The organism is Nitrosomonas sp. Nm34, from assembly GCF_900113925.1.
GTDB lineage: Bacteria > Pseudomonadota > Gammaproteobacteria > Burkholderiales > Nitrosomonadaceae > Nitrosomonas.
In genome coordinates this window covers 1-18,281 of sequence record NZ_FORD01000034.1, presented here as the reverse complement: position 1 = coordinate 18,281, position 18,281 = coordinate 1, and the positions used below count along the sequence as shown (strand labels likewise).

Here is an 18,281-nt window from a genome sequence, read left to right as displayed (position 1 = left end):
CTCTTGTAAAACTCAAGCCACTATGGATCAAATCAAAACTTTTCGCGAGCGGCGCTTACGCTTATTGTCACAGATGCAGCAAGGGGTTGCTATTATTGCAACTTCTCCTTTAAGACTCAGAAACCGTGATGCTTTTTATCCCTATCGTTTCGATAGCTATTTTTATTATTTAACTGGTTTCTATGAGCCTGAGGCTGTCTTAGTGGTCATATGCGGGAATAGTCAGGGAAAAGCAGAACAGATACTGTTCTGCCGGGAAAAAAATGAGGAACGTGAGATTTGGGATGGATTCCGCTATGGGCCCGATGCTGCGCGTGAAGCATTTGGTTTTGATGCAGCTTATCCCATCACCAAATTGGATGAATGGCTACCCAGATTACTTGAGAATCAGCCAACTATCTATGCCATGCTAGGGCAAAACGCGACATGGGATACACGCCTCATCAGCTGGATTAAACAGGTAAGAGAAAAGGTACGCGGGGGCGTATCCGCACCCCACGAAATACGTGATATTTGTCATATTCTGGATGAAATGCGCTTGTTTAAAAGTGAGGAAGAGCTGTTGCTCATGCGCCATGCGGCAAAAATTTCTGCAGGAGCGCATTGTCGAGCGATGCAGAAGACACAACCTGGTATGTATGAATATGAGATCGAAGCCGAATTATTGCATGAGTTCCGTCGCTTGGGCTCGCAAGCACCGGCGTACTCGCCTATCGTGGCAGGGGGCGCTAATGCCTGTGTGTTGCATTATATCGAAAATAAAGCACAATTACAGTCAGGTGATTTACTGCTTATTGATGCAGGTTGTGAATTTAATGGTTATGCAGCCGATATCACCCGTACCTTCCCGGTAGATAGCAAATTTACACCGGTACAAAAAGATATTTATCAGCTCGTGCTTTCTGCTCAAATGGCAGCCATTGCGGTAGTCCAACCCGGGAATACCTGGGATATGCCTCATCAGGCTGCTTTACAAGTGCTTGCCCAGGGATTTATCGATCTGGGGCTATGCCGGGGTAGTGTGGACAGTGTGATTCAATCAGAAGATTATAAGCGCTTTTACATGCACCGCACCGGGCATTGGTTGGGACTGGATGTGCATGATGCGGGCGAATATAAACAGAATGGTCAATGGCGCTGTTTATCGCCGGGAATGACTTTGACGGTGGAACCAGGATGTTACATTCGTCCGGCGGACAATGTTCCGCAGCATTTCTGGAATATCGGGGTGCGTATCGAAGATGATGTGGCTGTGACAGCCGTTGGTCATGAAGTACTGACTATCGATGTGCCTAAAACGGTGGCAGAAATAGAGGAGCTAACACAATGAATAATAATCACAGAAAAATATTTATCCATAGGATAATTGATGGTAAGCAGTCAGAGTCATCAACGAATCGATCTACCCCTGGTTCACCTTGGCAACGCTGGCTATTTTTCCTGGCGCTGATTCCTTTATTTATTGGCGCCATGTTGCTGGGGATGGTCTTTTTTTCCATCTTTTTTGCTTTAATCGTGATAGTAGCTGGAGCAATAGGTGTAAGGTTCTGGTGGCTGCGGCGCAAACTGCAAAAATCTGGAAAATTTGAGGAGAAAGAAAGATCGATTGACATCGAAGATGCTGAGATTATTGAAACTAAAACGAAAAAATCGGAATACAAATAGTTCGATTATAAAATTAAAAGGGTTTGCCGGTTTCTCCTCGTCGTATTGCGCTATTGCGTCCTGTTGTGTGATAGGGTGTGCTCTCTCTACCATTTACTCAATCAACCCCCAGCAAGGCCGGGGGTGATGAGCAACCAGTCCTTTAAAAGGCAGGGTTAGTTTTTCCATCAAGCAAGCGACTTTGTTTCGAGCACTTGCCCTGCTTATTCGACCCTGCCTTCAGGCGTAGTGACGCTTTCTGCTGCAGATATCTCTTCAGCTGCAGCTGCAACTTTACGACCAGAAGGGTTGGTAAATTGATCGTTCAATGACTGGATGTAGTCATTGGCTTCGCTTCTCACTTCAGCAAGAATATCTTGATTTGAGCCATTCCAACCAGCAGGTTTTTGAAAACACATCGGTCGAAAACCCGCTGTACTCTTGAGGAATGCCTGAGTGTATTGCTTGCAGGCGAGATGATCATGGCCAAATTTTGCAGGGAGTTTTTCTGCCATATTGTCTGCAACCTTACGGCGAATGGTGAAATGAATATAAGCCATCACTATCACTATCACGCCAAGACCAATCAGTGAGGGGGGGTCACAGGCCATAATATTTTCAGCAAATGTTTTCAATAAATTCCAGCTATCGGTTAACCAGAAAGCCATTCCACTTAGAATCAACAAGGTACCGAATATGATACTGTCAAACAAAATGACTCGTTTTTTCCACTTTTGGAGCATGCTGGTAAGTTTATAAATAATCTGGTTGCTGATGGTTTCAGCTGTCTGCTCAAGCATACCGGCTATACGGTAGGAGCGCTCTACTTCAATTTGCTGCATACGTGTATTGATCTCGGCCATATCTTCTTCGCGTTTAGTCTCATAACGCTCCCGGATAAGGGGATCTTCAATCGGTGCAGCGGCTTCAGGATTATAAATTCGGTAAAACTTGCCAGCGAATAGACCGGCTTGTGCCAGGGAACGCTGCCAGGCGGAAACGACTTCTTCAGGATTGTCTTCTTTGGCAGTGACATCCATTTGATTAAGGATATAAAGGAATTTATTGGAGTCAGCCCGGTTAATGGTGCCTGAAACCAGATATTCCAATGTATCCTTCATGGCGCCTGGCTCGGGATGGCGTGCATCAAAGAATACGAGCACCAGATCGGATAAATCGATAATATGTTGCGTTAGACGCAGTGTAGAGTTACGTTGGCTATCGGCATCAAACCCAGGAGAGTCAATCAGAATCTTGCCGCGGATCTTTTCAGAAGGGCACGTTTTCAACTGAATGTAAGCATCAATACGCTGAGGTCCGGCTTCTGAAATCTCTTCAATACTTCGACTGATTTGATAAAAGGGGAAACGTGGATCAGCATCTAATGCTATCCCCGGTAACGTCTTGACTTCATTATCGCTACCATAACAAATCACTGTAAATTTATCGTCGACAGCTTGATTGCCTGTGCGTTGCAAATGCATGTCCAGATAAGAATTGATAAAAGTGGATTTGCCGGCTGAGAATGTTCCCAGTACCGCAATCATCGGCCACCAGGTAACATGGGTTGCATAGGATTCGTTGCGATCGAGTAAACCGATATCCTGGGCGACGCGATCTAATTTGCGAAAGCTGTGAACTGCCTTAGCCAAGACCGGGTTATCAGGATGTTCTTCCGCAAGATGTTTTTCGAGGCTTTCCAGACGCTTATAAATATTTGTTGAGCTTTGTGCCATAGCAGTCCTTATTTGATTTGTTAAATAACAAAGAATGTAATTAATTAATTAATTATTATAGCGTTTAATCTAATTTTGATCTTATGAGTACTTCTAAAAATTCAGAGTTCTAAGCAAGCAACAAAAAAGGTTAATGCAGCCTATCACGGATAGGTAAGGAAACATTTTTTGTAAACAACAAAGTATTGTGACGAAATATGAATTTTTAGAGGTGCCCTTATTCTATTGTGTCTCTCATGCCTTTACAATCAAGTACAAAAATAGTGATGCTTCGTACCAATCCTTTATTTTATCTCAGCAAGTAATTTGTCCATCATCTGCTCTGCCTGGCGCAGATAACCACTTCCAAACAGATTCAGATGATTTAAAATATGGTAGAGATTATAAAGTGTTTTGCGAGTACGATAGCCTGCTTCAAGTGGATAAGCCTCTTGATAGCTTGCATAGAACTGGGCCGGGAACCCTCCAAAAAGCTCAGTCATGGCAAGATCAGTTTCACGATCTCCATAATATACGGCGGGATCGAATAATACCGGTCGTCCTGCCGCATCAAACGAGTAATTGCCACTCCATAGATCACCATGCAACAAACAAGCATTGATGCGTGTTCCGGTAAAGAATACGTCGAGATCGGCCATAAGCCGCTCACCTTGAGTTTGTAGCCTGCCTTTATAGCCATTTATCTGAGCAAGCTGGAGTTGATATCCTAACCGGTGTTGACGCCAGAATGAGATCCATTCAGAAGAACGGTCATTTTTCTGTAAAGTGGAGCCAATGGTATTATTACGAAACCAGCCGAACTGATCAGAGAAAGTGCGATGCATATTAGCTAGACCGACACCTAATGCTTCCGCGTTTGGATTAGGTGAGTGTCTTAATTCCAGGTATTCTAGCACCAACCAGGCATTGACCTCATTACTACCCCAGCACTTGGGTTCAGGAACGCGCAAAGTGTGAGAATTGTGGATTTCTTTAAGACCTGCTGCTTCTGCTTCAAACATCGGTAGCGTACTTGCTTTGTTCAGTTTGACAAAATAGGGCTGCTCCCTGCTTTGAATATGATAAGTCTCATTGATACATCCGCCGCCAATCGCATGAATCTTTTCTATAACAAAATGAGTATCTGAAGTACTCTCAATCTGCTCGGCGATCTCTAGCCAGGGAGACTGAGAAAATAAATTGTGGGTTGATCGCATCATGATTTAATGATTGGATAACTCTTTTCTCGCTTGCATGATCGCTGCACGTACCTGCGCGGGCGCTGTTCCGCCCGGATGATTGCGGCTGTTCATGGAGCCTTCGAGCGTTAGAAGGAGAAAAATATCTTGTTCGATGATCGATGAAAACTGTTTTAATTCAGACAGCGACAGTTCGCTTAAATCACAGCTTTTATTTTCAGCAAAACGAACTGCTTGAGCGACGATTTCATGGGCATCACGGAAGGGGAGGCCCTTCTTGACCAGATAATCTGCCAGATCGGTTGCGGTGGCGTATCCCCGCATGGCTGCATCACGCATGACGTCCTTATTTACAGTTATGCCAGAGAGCATGTCCGTATAAATGCGCAGTGTATTGACCAAGGTATCGACCGTATCAAAGAGTGGCTCTTTGTCTTCCTGATTATCTTTATTATAAGCAAGTGGCTGAGATTTCATCAATGTGAGCAATGCCACCAGGTGACCATTAATACGCCCCGTTTTTCCCCGAACCAGTTCAGGTACATCAGGGTTTTTCTTTTGCGGCATGATGGATGAGCCTGTGCAGAAACGATCTGCCAGTTGAATAAAATGGAAGGCAGGACTCATCCAGATAATGAGTTCTTCAGAAAAGCGTGAAAGATGAGTCATGATCAGTGCTGCACCGGCGCAGAATTCTATTGCGAAATCACGATCTGATACAGCATCGAGTGAGTTCAGGCAAATGCCCTCAAAACCAAGCAATTGTGCGACCATCTCACGATCGATGGGATAACTGGTTCCAGCTAGCGCTGCCGCCCCCAGAGGCAATTTATTGACACGCTTGCGACAGTCTAGAAGTCTTGCGATATCTCTGCCAAGCATTTCATAATAGGCCATGAGATGATGACCAAATGAGACAGGTTGAGCCACCTGGAGATGAGTAAAACCAGGCATCACGGTCTCAATATGTTGTTCAGCCAGATCCACGAGCGCCCGTTGCAGGGATTGGATAAGATAGGTAATCTCATCAATCGAGGCTCGTAAATAAAGCCGGATATCAGTGGCTACCTGATCATTGCGGGAGCGGGCAGTATGTAATCTTTTCCCTGCATCCCCAATCAGTGCGGTCAGGCGTTTTTCGATATTAAGGTGGACATCTTCTAATTCGATTTGCCACTCAAAGCGATTATTCCGGATTTCTTCAAGAATCTGGCTGAGTCCCTGCTCGATAGCAGCCAGATCAACTGAGTTAATGATCCCGACTGATGAAAGCATTTGAGCATGAGCCAGGGAGCCTTGTATATCGTATTCAGCTAATCGTTTATCGAAATTTATTGAGGCAGTATATCGCTGTACTAATTGAGTAACAGGTTCATTGAACCGTCCTGACCAGGTTTTGGCATTCATTTCCACTGCGGCTTTCTTCTCCATTTAGAATTGGTTTATTGAGTTGGTAAAGTTTTATGTTCAAGATTAACAGGCTGTTGAAAAACTATCTACCTTGCCGCTGCGGTGTAAAGCAGCTTCAAAATGCGCATTTGTCAGATATAAGCCCGCCTTTTACGCTGTTTTTACAAGCCTGACTCGTATAGGTTTTTCCATATCCTTTAAAGAGCAATAGTTTACTTCTGACAAGTGCTCTGAAATGGCGTGAAGTAGGGTGTGGATTATCAATTCAAAAATAAACTCATTTCACTCATTCCATTTCCCAATCAAAAATAACACGAAGGCGAGCTGCAGACAGTACCAATAATACGGCAAGGCGAAGCCGACAAAGTTAGTTTTGATTGGGAAATGGAATTACAACATCCTTTACTCATCCATACAAAATATTATGAACTTTTCTTTTCCTTCAATCCGGAATAGTGGATAATTGGAGCTTTTCTTTCCTGTCACATCAACAAGGAGCTATTTCATGACAGATCAGTACAAACAAAATGAAGGTGATCAAAGCGGAAAAAGCAAACTCGAGTGGGCTAAACCCGCCTCCCTCATGAACATATTGAGCGAAAAATTTGCCCCAATTGCCAAAATTCAGCACATGCAATTACCCGCCTGGTCGCTTCTGGTTTTTCTGGGGATATTATTGCTGGTTATTGCATGGAAATATATCGCGGTCAGTCAAGCTGAATCGCGCGTGGACAGAGAACGTGTACAAATGACCCAGGATCTTGAAACAGAGCGTTCCATAATGATGAGAAAAGCACGTGAATATGCTGACAGTCAATATAACAAAGAAGAAGAACGTTTTGGTCAGGTTTTATCATGGGCAGTACGAGGCGAATTGATCCGCAATAATCTTGATCAGGTCAGTCAATATCTGAATGAACTGGTTAAAATGAAAGATACGGAACGCGTTGTGTTGATCAGTGATGATGGCAAACTGCTTGTTTCAACAGATAAAAGACTGGAAGAAGCAGAAGGGAAAGATCTCTATCCTGCTGAAGTGCTGCAAAAACGTAAAATTACCATGCTGTCGGATGTGAATGGTAAGAAATTGCTGGTTGTTCCAGTGATGGGGCTGAATTCCCGCTTGGCTACCGTGGTCGTTAGCTACAAGCAAGCTGCGCTAACTGGCAGCTAATTTTATTTCAGATTCGTATACTCTAACCCCAGTAACTCACTACTGGGGTTTTTTAATTTATGCGTGCAATTCTGGCACCCAAGTGTACTAATTTTTGTTCAATGCGCTCATAGCCACGATCAAGATGATAAATTCGATCAATCACTGTTTCACCTTGCGCAACCAGTCCTGCTATCACCAGGCTGGCTGATGCACGTAGATCAGTGGCCATAACATTCGCTCCATCAAGCTTTGGTATGCCATGCACGATGGCAGTGTTACCTTCTACCGTAATCTCGGCATTCATGCGCCTCAATTCTTGAACATGCATGAAACGGTTTTCAAAAATAGTCTCAGTAATGATAGCTGTGCCATTAGCTACACTGTTGAGTGTCATGAACTGGGCTTGCATATCGGTTGGGAAAGCAGGGTAGGGTGCTGTTCGCAAGCTTACTGATTTGGGTGGTTGGTTCATCGTGAGATGAATCCAGTTTTCCCCTGAATGAATGATGGCACCTGCCTCCTGTAATTTATCGATGACCGCATCCAGCATATCTGCTCGTGCGCCTTTCAGGTGGATTTCACCGCTACTGGCCGTAACGGCGGTGAGAAAAGTGCCGGTTTCAATGCGATCAGGCATGACATCATGCATGCAACCATGTAATGCTTCGACCCCTTGAATAGTAATGACATCTGTTCCGGCACCCTCAATGTTTGCTCCCATTTTAATCAGGCACTGGGCCAGATCAATAATCTCGGGTTCACGCGCCGCATTTTCCAGTATCGTTAAGCCCGAAGCCAGGCAAGCTGCCATCATGAGATTTTCGGTACCGGTCACAGTAACGATATCCATCACAATCCGTGTCCCAACTAATTTGGTCGCTTTGGCATGAATATAGCCATGTTCAATCTTGATTTCTGCACCCATGGCCTGGAGACCTTTAATATGCTGGTCTACAGGGCGCAGGCCGATAGCACAGCCACCGGGCAGGGAAATGATGGCCTCTCCCTTATGAGCCAGTAATGGACCAAGTACCAGTATGGCGGCACGCATGGTTTTGACCATTTCATACGGTGCGGTTGGGTTGGTAAGATGGGCCGCAGATAACTCCATTTCTGATGGATCGTTTGTTAAGATAGTGACGCCCATTTGTTTCAACAAGTTCATCATGGTCGTGACATCTTTGAGATCAGGGATATTTCTGAGTTTGAGTGTGTCATTTGTCAGCAATGAGGCACACAGCGCGGGTAATGCGGCATTTTTTGCACCGGAAATGTTTATTTCACCACAAAGTGGTTTGCCACCATGAATAACAAGTTTTTGCATGGATATGTTTAAGTAATCAGAATAACGGTAATAAATAAGGATTTATTGAAAATTGACCCGGCGCTTAGCGCTTGTGAAAGAAAATCGTAGCCGGTGGCCAGGAATAAGGCGAACAAAACACAGCCATGAGAACACAGCTATGAGAACAGAATACACAGCAGAACACACAACCGATTTTCTCACAAACTTTTGGACGAGCGTCATTAACTGAAATTATATTATTTTAATAATCGAGGAGATAGAATGAATAAACAAATTATCCAGACGGCTGATGCCCCGCAAGCGATTGGTACTTATTCACAGGCGGTACGAGTGAGTGGAGGAGAGACCGTCTATCTTTCGGGTCAAATTGGGCTGGATCCAGCGACGATGCAAATGGTCGAAGGAATCGAATCACAAATCGTGCGCGTCATCCTCAATATGAAAGCAGTGGCCATAGCAAGTGGCGGCAGTCTGGGTGATATTGTCAAATTAAATGTTTATTTAACGGATCTTGCCCATTTTGCCAAGGTCAATGAAATTATGTCCCATCATTTCAGCCAGCCCTATCCTGCGCGAGCAGCGATCGGTGTAGCCTCGTTGCCACGGGGCGCACTGGTGGAAATGGATGCGGTAATGGTATTGTCTAAATAATCAGGCGATAGCTCAGTCAGTCATTCAGACAGGAAGATCACCACGAAAGGTAAACAAGCCACTCACTTGAACGCACTGAAAAACGATTCCTTTTCTTCTCTCAATCCACAGCTGCAGCAGAAGCTTGTCAGGTTAGGTATTCGCAGTGAATTAGAGCTGATTCTGCATCTGCCTCTTCGTTATGAAGATGAGACAAGGCTTTATCCCATCAGAGATATACCGGATGGTAAGACTGGCCAGGTACAGGTACAGGTAGAGGGGGTCATTATCCATAGTGAAGTCATTACGCGTTCAAAGCGGCAGCTGGTGTGTCAGGTAAAGGATGCCAGCGGCATCCTTTTTATCCGCTTTCTTCACTTTTATCCCAGCCAGGTGAAAGCCTATTCGATAGGCGCCCGGGTAAGGGTATTAGGCGAAGCACGTACCGGCTTCTTTGGTGCAGAAATGGTTCATCCCAAGTGCCGCATCGTGCATGAAGAATCGCCGCTGGCTGACACCTTGACCCCTGTTTATCCCATCACAGCGGGTGTTACTCAAACCGCTCTTGCCAAACTGATTCAGCAAGCGCTAAGTAGGGGCCATAGCAGAGAGTACATGGCAGAAACACTGCCGGAAACCCTATTGCAGCATTATCAGTTGCCGGGATTTAAAGAAAGTATTGCTCTTTTGCATCAGCCTCCCCCTGATATCGCCATCGGTTTACTGCAATCCCGCACGCATCCGGCCTGGCGTCGAATCAAGTTCGATGAGTTATTGGCCCAGCAATTATCCATGCGCATGCATTATCGCCAGCGGCGAAGTTACCGGGCGCCTGCTTTACAGGAGAGGAACCATTTAACCCACGTGCTGCTTGCAACGCTTGCTTTTGAGCTGACGGTTGCCCAGAAAAAAGTACTGGCTGAAATCAGGAGCGATCTCTCTACGACCAGCCCCATGCAGCGTCTGTTGCAAGGTGATGTGGGCAGTGGCAAAACAATTGTGGCGGCACTGGCAGCGTTACAAGCCATCGAAAATGACTACCAGGTTGCCGTCATGGCGCCAACCGAGATTCTTGCGGAACAGCATTATCAAAAATTTTTGAGCTGGTTTGCCCCGCTCGGTGTCACCGTAGCCTGGTTATCCGGCAGTCAGAAAAAGAAACAGCGTGATCTTGAGCTGACCCGAATCGCTGCAGGTCACGCCATGCTGGTGGTGGGCACGCATGCCTTGTTTCAGGACCAGGTCCGGTTTTTTCGATTAGGGTTAGTCATTGTTGATGAGCAACATCGATTCGGAGTCCACCAACGCTTGGCCTTGCGGGAGAAGGGAAGTGAACCCGACTGGCTGCCGCACCAATTGATGATGAGCGCAACCCCTATCCCACGTACGCTTTCGATGAGCTATTACGCTGATCTGGATGTATCGGTCATTGATCAACTGCCGCCAGGCAGGTCGCCGGTCGTTACCAAGCTGATCGATGAAAGCCGGCGCGGTGAAGTCATTGCGCGTGTACGGGAAGCCTGCCAGGCAGGTAAACAGGCTTATTGGGTCTGCCCATTGATTGAAGAATCCGAGGCATTGCAACTTAAAACAGCCGTCGAAACCTATGAATTTTTAAGCCAGACGTTTCCTGATTTAAAAATCAACCTGGTACACGGCCGGTTGAATGCACAGGATAAATCGGCCATCATGAGCGCATTCAGCCAGGGAGAGGTTCAGTTACTAGTTGCGACGACCGTGATAGAAGTCGGTGTGGATGTGCCGAATGCATGTTTGATGGTGATCGAGCATGCAGAGCGCATGGGGTTATCACAGCTTCACCAGCTGCGTGGTCGTATTGGTCGTGGCAGTGAAGCGGGAATATGTGTATTGCTATATCAGAAACCATTGTCCCAAATTGCGCGTGAACGGCTGCGTATCATCTTCGAGCATAGCGATGGGTTTGAAATTGCACGCCAGGATCTCAAACTGCGGGGCCCGGGAGAATTTCTGGGCACCCGCCAGAGTGGCATTCCGATGCTGCGCTTTGCAGATCTGCAGCAGGACATGGATTTATTGGAAGCGGCCAGGACCGTGGCTGAAACCTTGTTGCGCGACTACCCCGAAGCAGCCCAGCGTCATCTCCAGCGCTGGCTAGGGGATAAAAATGCGTATCTGCGAGTATAATCCCAACTGGTGCAAAAGGTGCGTCTCCTGTTCTTATATGGGTAGATCAAGTACAATCTGTCATGTTGAAAGCTAGATCAACCAATTGCTTTCAAATACAATGGGTTATCATGAGCAGAGCCTTCATCCTGAAAAACCGTGGCTGGACAGGGTGGAGCGTGTGGTGATCCAGGGGCAAGGCAAATCGCGATCAGGCCTCAGCCTTCATTTTATTTCAAGGAACGACCATGCCAGACACATTTATCGAACCTTACCTGTTTTTCGGTGAAGGTTGTGAAGAGGCTCTCGATTTCTACCGTACCACACTGGGTGCCCAGGTAGAGATACTGTTGTGCCATAAAGATAGTCCTGAACCCCCACCGCCTGGCCTGCTGCTGGATTCAGAGCATGCTTGTTTTAGAAGATAAAGATAATAACTGCTGCGATGATGAATTTTAAACGGGTCGATACCCTTAGCATGGCCTTGGTTAGATTGATTAGATTCAGTCAGGGATTCCTGAGCCCCTGTCTATCAGGGATGAAATACTATTACTGCCAGAATAGTTGGTTGCGTATGGTGTGGTTGCTGCCGATTCTGTTGCTCGCATCCTGTGCCATGGGGCCTGACTATGCACGGCCTCGTATCGACATTGCTGATAATTTTCGTATGACGGAGACGGAGGGGCAGTCTATTGCCAATCTTTCCTGGTGGGAGCTTCTGCAGGATGAAGAACTCCGCCAGCTGATCAATCAGGCTTTGCTGGAAAATAAAGACCTGAAACAAGCCGTGGCTAGTGTTGAGGAGCTTCAAGCTCGTCTGAATATTGCCCGCATGGATTTTCTACCGAAAATGGACGTGTCAGCCAATGCCCCGGTGGCTGGCAAGCTCGGTGGATTCGCTCCGCCCGGATTTCCGTCAGCTTTTAATTATTTTGGCCAGACTACCCTGAATTGGGAGGTGGATATCTGGGGCAGGATCCGTCGCTCCAATGAGGCTGCTCGTGCGGATCTCCTTGCGCGTGAGGAAAACCGGCGTGCTATCGTGCTAACATTAGTCGGCGCGGTGGCGCAAGCCTACTTTGACCTTTTGCAATTTGATATGCAGCTGGATATTGCCAGGCGGGCATTGTCTTCGTGGGAAGAGTCAGTTAACATTTCCCGGGCACAGTTGCAACAAGGGGTCGTTTCCCGTCTCGATCTGGATCAGTTTGAGGCGGAGCGGGCTAATGCCGCTGCCCGGGTGGCAGAGCTTGATCGGTTAATGATTCAGAAAGAAAATGAACTCAGTGTGTTGCTGGGAAGAAATCCGATATCGATTGTACGTGGGCGTTCGCTTACAGAGCAGCTGATACCGCCTGAAATACCGGCCGGCCTGCCTTCCGAGCTATTGCAACGACGCCCTGATATTCTTCAGGCAGAACAAACTTTAGCAGCGGCGACGGCCAGGATTGGAGTAGCCAAAGCGGAACGATTTCCCAAAATTTCATTAACAGGTTTCCTCGGTGTGGCCAGCCCGTCCTTGTCCAATTTATTGCTTTCGGATAGCAAATTTGGCGTAGGTGGAATTGGGCTGGCAGGTCCACTATTGAATGCACAAAGTCTGGGTTTTCAGCAACGCGCTGCAGAAGCGCAGGCAAAACAGGCCTTGGCACAATACGAGCAGACCATTCTGGTCGCGTTCAAAGAAGTGGAAGATGCCCTCGTAGCGATTCGCACCGCCAACGAACAGCGTAAGGCACAACAAGAGCAGGTCGAGGCGCTTCGCTCAGCTTTAAGTACCGCTGATCTTCGTTACCAGGGCGGCATTACCAGCTATGTTGATGTGCTTCTGGCCAAGCGCACGCTGTTCGATGCCGAATTCGCGCTCATGGCAAGCCACCGGCTTCATCTGGTGTCAGTGGTTCAACTTTACAAAGCATTGGGTGGAGGATGGTTGCCGTGATGAGAGAAGGCTGTTTAAACAGTGAAGTTGAGTGTGTGCCGAAGCTGATTTTTTGAAAACCCTTTCCTTTAATAAGAACAATTAATTCCATTTCTAAATCAAAATGGCGCGAAGGCGAACCGCAGACAGTATAAATAATACGGCAAGGTGAAGCCGACAAAGCCAGTTTTGATTTAAAAATGGAATAAGAACTAAGAGAGTGGAGTCTGAGTCTATGTACCAAATGATCCAAAGGTTAACCGTATTCATTGCTCGTACTGGACATGCCGTGACAAGCATGAGTGTTGGCTTATCCCTGCTCCTGCTTGCGGGCTGTGCCGAGAAACCATCCACCGATTTATCACCGCCTATTCCGCAGGTGGAAGTCATGACAGTGACGGCACGAACGATTGAGGATCAACCGGAATTCATTGGGCAAACTGAAGCCTTCCGTCCAGTAGAGATTCGATCGCAGGTCAGTGGCATTATTAAAAAGGTTTTTTTTACGGAAGGTCGAGATGTTAAAAAAGGGGACCGACTCTACCTGATTGATCCCGTGCCATTTAAAGCCATTTACCTTAGCAGCAAAGCGAAAGTAGCCGAGGCCCAGGCTCGGCTGACTCAGGCTAAAAATGATTTGGAGCGTGTGAAGCCACTACTAAAAAAACAGGCTGTCAGCAAAAAGGATGTTGATGATGCCGAGGCCGAGGTGCTGGCAGCCAGGGCCGCCCTGGAAGCTGCGCAGAATGATCTGGTCAAAGCGAAATTCGATCTGGACAATACCCTGATCACTGCGCCTGTGAGTGGTCGTATCGGTCGTAGCCAATTCTACGAAGGACGGTTGATCTCGGCCCAAACGACCTTACTGGCAACCATCGACCAGCTGGATCCCATGTATGTGAACGTAAGTGTTCCCGAAAGTTATCTGCTGCGCCGCCGCCGCGAACTTGCCGAGCAAAAAATTCAGAGGCCTGATATTTTTCAATTAAGGGGCCTGATGATTTTTTCTGATGGAAGTGTGTATCCGGAAGAAGGAGCGCTCGATTTTGCCGACATCGCTTTACGACCTGAAACAGGTACGTTGCAAGGTCGATTCAAATTTCCTAATCCGGAAGGGAAAGAAGCGCCGGGACGCTCCTACTTTTTTCCTGGCCAGTTTGTCAAGATTCGCCTCAAGGGTTATATTCGAACGAATGCTATTCTCATCCCGCAGCGTGCTGTGCAGCAGGGAACAACCGGCTCATTTGTTTATGTGATTGACGAAGAAGAGAAAGCAGAGCTGCGGCCGGTCCAGGCTAGTACTTGGCATGGCGATGAATGGCTGATTGACTCCGGTCTGCGTGTCGGCGAACGTGTGGTGGTAGGCGGGTTTCATCGTGTCCTGCCAGGAACGCGAGTAAATGCTGTTGAGATGCAGAACGAGAATATTTCTGCTTCAACTCCTTCTGCAGATCACGTCACGTATAAAATGCCATGAGCTCACATTTTTTTATTGACCGGCCCATCTTTGCCTCGGTCCTCTCTATCATCATTGTAGTCGTCGGTTTGGTTGCTTTACACTCGCTGCCGATTGCGCAGTTTCCTCAAATTACCCCTCCCATGGTGCAGATCGATGCGGATTATCCTGGTGCCAGCGCAGAGGTGGTGGCAGAAGCGGTAGCGCGACCCATTGAAGTGCAGCTACCCGGCATCGATAATCTGCTTTATTACGAATCCACCAGCACGAATGATGGGCATATGACGTTGAAACTCACCTTCGAGATTGGCACGGATATCGATATTGCCCAGGTACAGACGCAGAACCGGCAACGTCTTGCCGAACCCCAGCTTCCTACTGAAGTCATCCGCCAGGGCATCACCGTCAAAAAGACTTCACCTGATTTGTTAGCGGTCATTGCGTTGAGCTCGACTGATCCCAAGCATGACAATGTTTTTCTCTCAAACTATGCATTGCTGCGGATTATCGATAACATCAAGCGGCTGCCGGGTGTGGGGGATGCCACTATCTTCGGCGGGCAGAACTATTCCATGAGAATTATTCTCGACCCTATCCGTATGGCTCAGCTCAATCTGACTCCAACTGAAATTGCAGCTGTCGTGCGCGATCAGAATCGCGATTTTCCGGCTGGCAGAATAGGTCGTGAGCCCTTGCCTCAAGCAACCGAGCTGACTATTCCGGTCATCACACGTGGTCGCATGAGCGAGGTCAAGGAATTCGAAAACATGATTGTGCGTGCCTATCCGGATGGCTCCATGGTACGGTTGAGCGATGTCGCGCGTGTAGAACTGGGAGCCCAGTCCTATGATCTTGAGGGAAGGTGGAATAGCAAACCCAATACCTTCCTTTTAACCTTTCTTTCTCCCGGAGCCAATGCACTCGATACCGTAAAACGGATACGTCAGGAAATGGATCGGCTGGCCAAAAGCTTTCCGGCAGGGGTATCGTACGATATTCCATATGACACAACCACATTTATCGATGTTTCCATCAAAGAGGTGGTAAAAACCCTGGTTGAAGCTACATTGCTGGTGATTCTGGTTGTTTTTGTTTTTCTGCAAAGCTGGCGGGCGACCATCATTCCAACTGTCGCGGTTCCGATCTCGCTCATAGGCACACTGGCCGGGATGGCGGCTCTGGGATTCTCAATCAATACGTTAACCCTTTTTGGTATGGTACTGGCGATCGGTATCGTAGTGGATGATGCCATTGTAGTGGTAGAGAATGTCGAGCGCCATATGACCCAAGGCGGACTGACACCGCGCGAAGCGGCAAAAAAAGCCATGGAGGAGGTGACCGGCCCTGTGATTGCGATTGTGCTGGTACTGATTGCCGTATTTGTACCGGTGGGATTTCTGGGAGGCATTACCGGTGAATTGTATAAGCAGTTTGCCATTACCATTGCGCTTTCGGTGACCATTTCCGGCTTCGTGGCACTGACGCTCAGCCCTGCCTTATGTGCGCTGGTTCTTAAACCAAGTCATGGTGAGCCTGGGAGATTCTGGAAGCTATTCAACCGGCTGTTTGATTGGGTGCAGGTACGCTATACAGGCACTGTCGGGGCTATCATCAAGCGGTCGGTGATGTCCATGGCCCTCTTTCTGGTCTTGCTATTCGTTATTCTGGGTTTGTTTAAGATCACCCCGGGGAGTTTCCTGCCGGAAGAAGATCAGGGTTATTTTATTACGGTTGTCCAGTTGCCCGATGGGGCTTCACTGGCGCGCACCACTGAGGTTCTGGATAAGGTAGAGGGATATTTCCAGTCGATTGCTGCCGTTCACTCAACCGATACGCTGGCAGGTCAGAATTTTGTGTTCAGTACACGCGGAACGAATCAGGCCACGATGTTCATCCCGTTGCATCATTGGGATACGCGCCAAAATGCCGAGGAGCAGGTGCCTGGTCTGATTGCAGGGGCTTTTGAGGAGTTTGCCAAAATCCCTGAAGCCTTAATCCTGGCATTTAATGCGCCTTCGATCAGCGGATTAGGCACCACTGGGGGGTTCACGGTTCAATTGCAGGACCCCAGCGGAGGTGATTTTGCCGAATTTGCAGCCACTGCTCAGGAATTTATCACGCAGGCCATGGCACATCCCGCGATCGGCGTGGCTGGCACCAATTTCCGCGTCAGCTCGCCCCGGCTCTATGCCCAGGTAGACCGGGAGCGGGCTAAAGCATTGGGTGTACCTATCTCTGAAGTATTCGATACCATGCAGGCTTATTTCGGCAATCTGTATATCAACGATTTTGTAAAATTTGGCCGTATTTACCGGGTACAAACCGAAGCCCTACCTGAATATCGCTCCAGCCCGGATGATATCAGCAAAATCTATGTGCGTGCTCACAATGATGATAAGCAGTCGATGATTCCGCTCAATTCGGTGGTAACTACCGAATTCAGCAGTGGGCCAGACCCGGTGACTCATTTCAACGGCTTCAATTCAGCCCTCGTACTCGGAAGCGCTGCACCCGGCTATAGCTCAGGACAAGCATTGGACGCATTGGAGCAAGTAGCTCAGGAAATCCTGGAGCCGAAAGGCTACGCGCTCGATTGGAGTGGCATCTCCTTCCAGGAGCGTAAGGTCGGCGGGCAAGCTGTGCTGGTATTTTTATTTGCCTTGCTCATGGTTTTCCTGGTGCTGGCGGCCTTATATGAAAGCTGGTCCATTCCGTTTGCGGTCATTCTGGCGATCCCTTTTGGTGTCCTGGGAGCGCTGCTGGCTATCTGGACGCGTGACCTGAGTAACGATATTTATTTCCAGATCGGGCTCATCACTCTGATTGGGCTCGCCGCCAAGAATGCGATTCTGATCGTCGAGTTTGCCAATCAACGCTATGCAGCAGGTGAACCTTTAGTCGAAGCTGCGCTTGAAGCGGCACGTCTTCGCTTCCGACCCATTATCATGACCTCCTTGGCCTTCATTCTGGGTGTGTTTCCACTGGTGATCGCTGCTGGCGCGGGTGCTGCGAGCCGGCATTCCATCGGAACAGGCGTGTTCGGCGGCATGCTGGCCGCTACCTTTCTTGCCATCTTTTTTGTACCGCTCTTTTTCGTGGTGATTAGTAAGATGGCTCACCGCGCAAAGCATTCCCCACCTGCAACCAGCCAAGCTGAAACGGATCAGGTTGAAACACGAGATACGCCTACTTCAGAAGAAAAATCTGAATAATGATTGATGTCTGATTCCATTTCCAACTCAAAAATGACGCGAAGGCGAGCCGCAGACAGTATCAATAATACGACAAGGTGAAGCCGACAAAGTCAATTTTGATTTAGAAATAGAATGACTTATATTTCCCAATCAAATATGAGCCATAGGCGAGGTGCAGATAGAATAAATAATTGCAAAGATCAACCGGAACAGTCCGATTTGATTTGGAAGTGGAAAGACCTGTCATATAGCGCAACCAGATAATATTCATTATAATTTTTACAGATGGCATATTCACTGGATTTCCGTCGTAAAGTCCTGTCTGTCCGAAAGAAAGAAGGACTTACGATAGTCGGGGTGGCGGCCCGGTTTGATATTGGCGTGGCCAGCGTAACACGCTGGGTTAAGAACATCCATCGTAAACCTCAAGGGTTTCGCCAACGCAAGATTGATCTTGAGGTATTGCGCCAGGATGTTCGCGATTATCCTGATGCTTATCAGTACG

General features: G+C 47.6%; 14 protein-coding genes. 10 read left to right on the top strand and 4 right to left on the bottom strand.

The features are described 5' to 3' along the window. Positions 1-22 precede the first annotated feature (22 nt). Positions 23-1,330: an aminopeptidase P N-terminal domain-containing protein gene (locus BM283_RS12340; RefSeq protein ID WP_090693557.1), complete on the top strand. Its 1,308-nt coding sequence runs from the start codon at positions 23-25 to the stop codon at positions 1,328-1,330. Beyond that, positions 1,327-1,665, top strand: a complete 339-nt coding sequence (locus BM283_RS12335) for a hypothetical protein (RefSeq protein WP_090693555.1) — start codon at positions 1,327-1,329, stop codon at positions 1,663-1,665. The genes BM283_RS12340 and BM283_RS12335 overlap by 4 nt, the downstream gene beginning before the upstream one ends. A gap of 203 nt (positions 1,666-1,868) precedes the next feature. Here BM283_RS12335 and BM283_RS12330 read toward each other — a convergent pair whose 3' ends face one another. The 3 genes from BM283_RS12330 to argH all read right to left on the bottom strand — a co-directional run bounded on the left by BM283_RS12330 (position 1,869) and on the right by argH (position 5,989). After that, complete coding sequence (locus tag BM283_RS12330; RefSeq protein ID WP_090693553.1) at positions 1,869-3,380, bottom strand: dynamin family protein; 1,512 nt, start codon at positions 3,378-3,380, stop codon at positions 1,869-1,871. 284 nt (positions 3,381-3,664) lie between these two features. Beyond that, positions 3,665-4,579: a fructosamine kinase family protein gene (locus BM283_RS12325; protein ID WP_090693551.1), complete on the bottom strand. Its 915-nt coding sequence runs from the start codon at positions 4,577-4,579 to the stop codon at positions 3,665-3,667. Positions 4,580-4,582: 3 nt separating this feature from the next. After that, positions 4,583-5,989 (bottom strand): argininosuccinate lyase, encoded by a 1,407-nt coding sequence (argH, locus tag BM283_RS12320; RefSeq protein WP_090693549.1) that lies wholly within the window; start codon positions 5,987-5,989, stop codon positions 4,583-4,585. Positions 5,990-6,473: 484 nt separating this feature from the next. On the opposite strand from argH, the gene BM283_RS12315 reads away from it, so the two are divergent. Beyond that, a complete protein-coding gene (locus BM283_RS12315) occupies positions 6,474-7,142 on the top strand; it encodes a hypothetical protein (RefSeq protein ID WP_090693546.1) in 669 nt (222 codons plus the stop codon). Positions 7,143-7,194: 52 nt separating this feature from the next. On the opposite strand, the gene murA is transcribed toward BM283_RS12315, so the two are convergent. Further along, positions 7,195-8,448 (bottom strand): UDP-N-acetylglucosamine 1-carboxyvinyltransferase, encoded by a 1,254-nt coding sequence (gene murA / locus BM283_RS12310; RefSeq protein ID WP_090693543.1) that lies wholly within the window; start codon positions 8,446-8,448, stop codon positions 7,195-7,197. A gap of 243 nt (positions 8,449-8,691) precedes the next feature. Between murA and BM283_RS12305 the strand changes: the two genes are divergently transcribed. The 7 genes from BM283_RS12305 to BM283_RS12275 form a co-directional block, all read left to right on the top strand. Continuing rightward, positions 8,692-9,081, top strand: a complete 390-nt coding sequence (locus BM283_RS12305; RefSeq protein ID WP_074664835.1) for a RidA family protein — start codon at positions 8,692-8,694, stop codon at positions 9,079-9,081. A 66-nt stretch (positions 9,082-9,147) separates the two neighbouring features. Beyond that, a complete protein-coding gene (gene recG / locus BM283_RS12300; protein ID WP_302848295.1) occupies positions 9,148-11,226 on the top strand; it encodes an ATP-dependent DNA helicase RecG in 2,079 nt (692 codons plus the stop codon). Positions 11,227-11,453: 227 nt separating this feature from the next. Beyond that, positions 11,454-11,633: a VOC family protein gene (locus BM283_RS12295; RefSeq protein ID WP_090693542.1), complete on the top strand. Its 180-nt coding sequence runs from the start codon at positions 11,454-11,456 to the stop codon at positions 11,631-11,633. Between the two features lie 110 nt (positions 11,634-11,743). After that, on the top strand, positions 11,744-13,147 hold the full coding sequence (locus tag BM283_RS12290; RefSeq protein WP_139225274.1) for an efflux transporter outer membrane subunit: 1,404 nt from the start codon (positions 11,744-11,746) through the stop codon (positions 13,145-13,147). Positions 13,148-13,361: 214 nt separating this feature from the next. Then, the gene (locus tag BM283_RS12285) at positions 13,362-14,603 is read left to right on the top strand and encodes an efflux RND transporter periplasmic adaptor subunit (RefSeq protein ID WP_368086435.1); all 1,242 of its coding nucleotides are present in this window, start codon (positions 13,362-13,364) and stop codon (positions 14,601-14,603) included. Then, positions 14,600-17,794: a multidrug efflux RND transporter permease subunit gene (locus BM283_RS12280; protein ID WP_090693538.1), complete on the top strand. Its 3,195-nt coding sequence runs from the start codon at positions 14,600-14,602 to the stop codon at positions 17,792-17,794. The genes BM283_RS12285 and BM283_RS12280 overlap by 4 nt, the downstream gene beginning before the upstream one ends. Positions 17,795-18,061: 267 nt before the next feature. Continuing rightward, positions 18,062-18,281 (top strand): IS630 transposase-related protein (locus tag BM283_RS12275; RefSeq protein WP_217646516.1); only part of this gene is annotated, 220 nt, incomplete at its 3' end.

Coding starts and splice junctions, on each gene's coding strand:
- murA (WP_090693543.1), bottom strand. CDS start 8,448: ATGCAAAAACTTGTTATTCATGGTGGCAAACCACTTTGTGGTGAAATA.
- BM283_RS12290 (WP_139225274.1), top strand. CDS start 11,744: ATGAAATACTATTACTGCCAGAATAGTTGGTTGCGTATGGTGTGGTTG.
- BM283_RS12330 (WP_090693553.1), bottom strand. CDS start 3,380: ATGGCACAAAGCTCAACAAATATTTATAAGCGTCTGGAAAGCCTCGAA.
- BM283_RS12340 (WP_090693557.1), top strand. CDS start 23: ATGGATCAAATCAAAACTTTTCGCGAGCGGCGCTTACGCTTATTGTCA.
- BM283_RS12285 (WP_368086435.1), top strand. CDS start 13,362: ATGTACCAAATGATCCAAAGGTTAACCGTATTCATTGCTCGTACTGGA.
- BM283_RS12305 (WP_074664835.1), top strand. CDS start 8,692: ATGAATAAACAAATTATCCAGACGGCTGATGCCCCGCAAGCGATTGGT.
- BM283_RS12295 (WP_090693542.1), top strand. CDS start 11,454: ATGCCAGACACATTTATCGAACCTTACCTGTTTTTCGGTGAAGGTTGT.
- argH (WP_090693549.1), bottom strand. CDS start 5,989: ATGGAGAAGAAAGCCGCAGTGGAAATGAATGCCAAAACCTGGTCAGGA.
- BM283_RS12315 (WP_090693546.1), top strand. CDS start 6,474: ATGACAGATCAGTACAAACAAAATGAAGGTGATCAAAGCGGAAAAAGC.
- BM283_RS12335 (WP_090693555.1), top strand. CDS start 1,327: ATGAATAATAATCACAGAAAAATATTTATCCATAGGATAATTGATGGT.
- BM283_RS12325 (WP_090693551.1), bottom strand. CDS start 4,579: ATGATGCGATCAACCCACAATTTATTTTCTCAGTCTCCCTGGCTAGAG.
- BM283_RS12280 (WP_090693538.1), top strand. CDS start 14,600: ATGAGCTCACATTTTTTTATTGACCGGCCCATCTTTGCCTCGGTCCTC.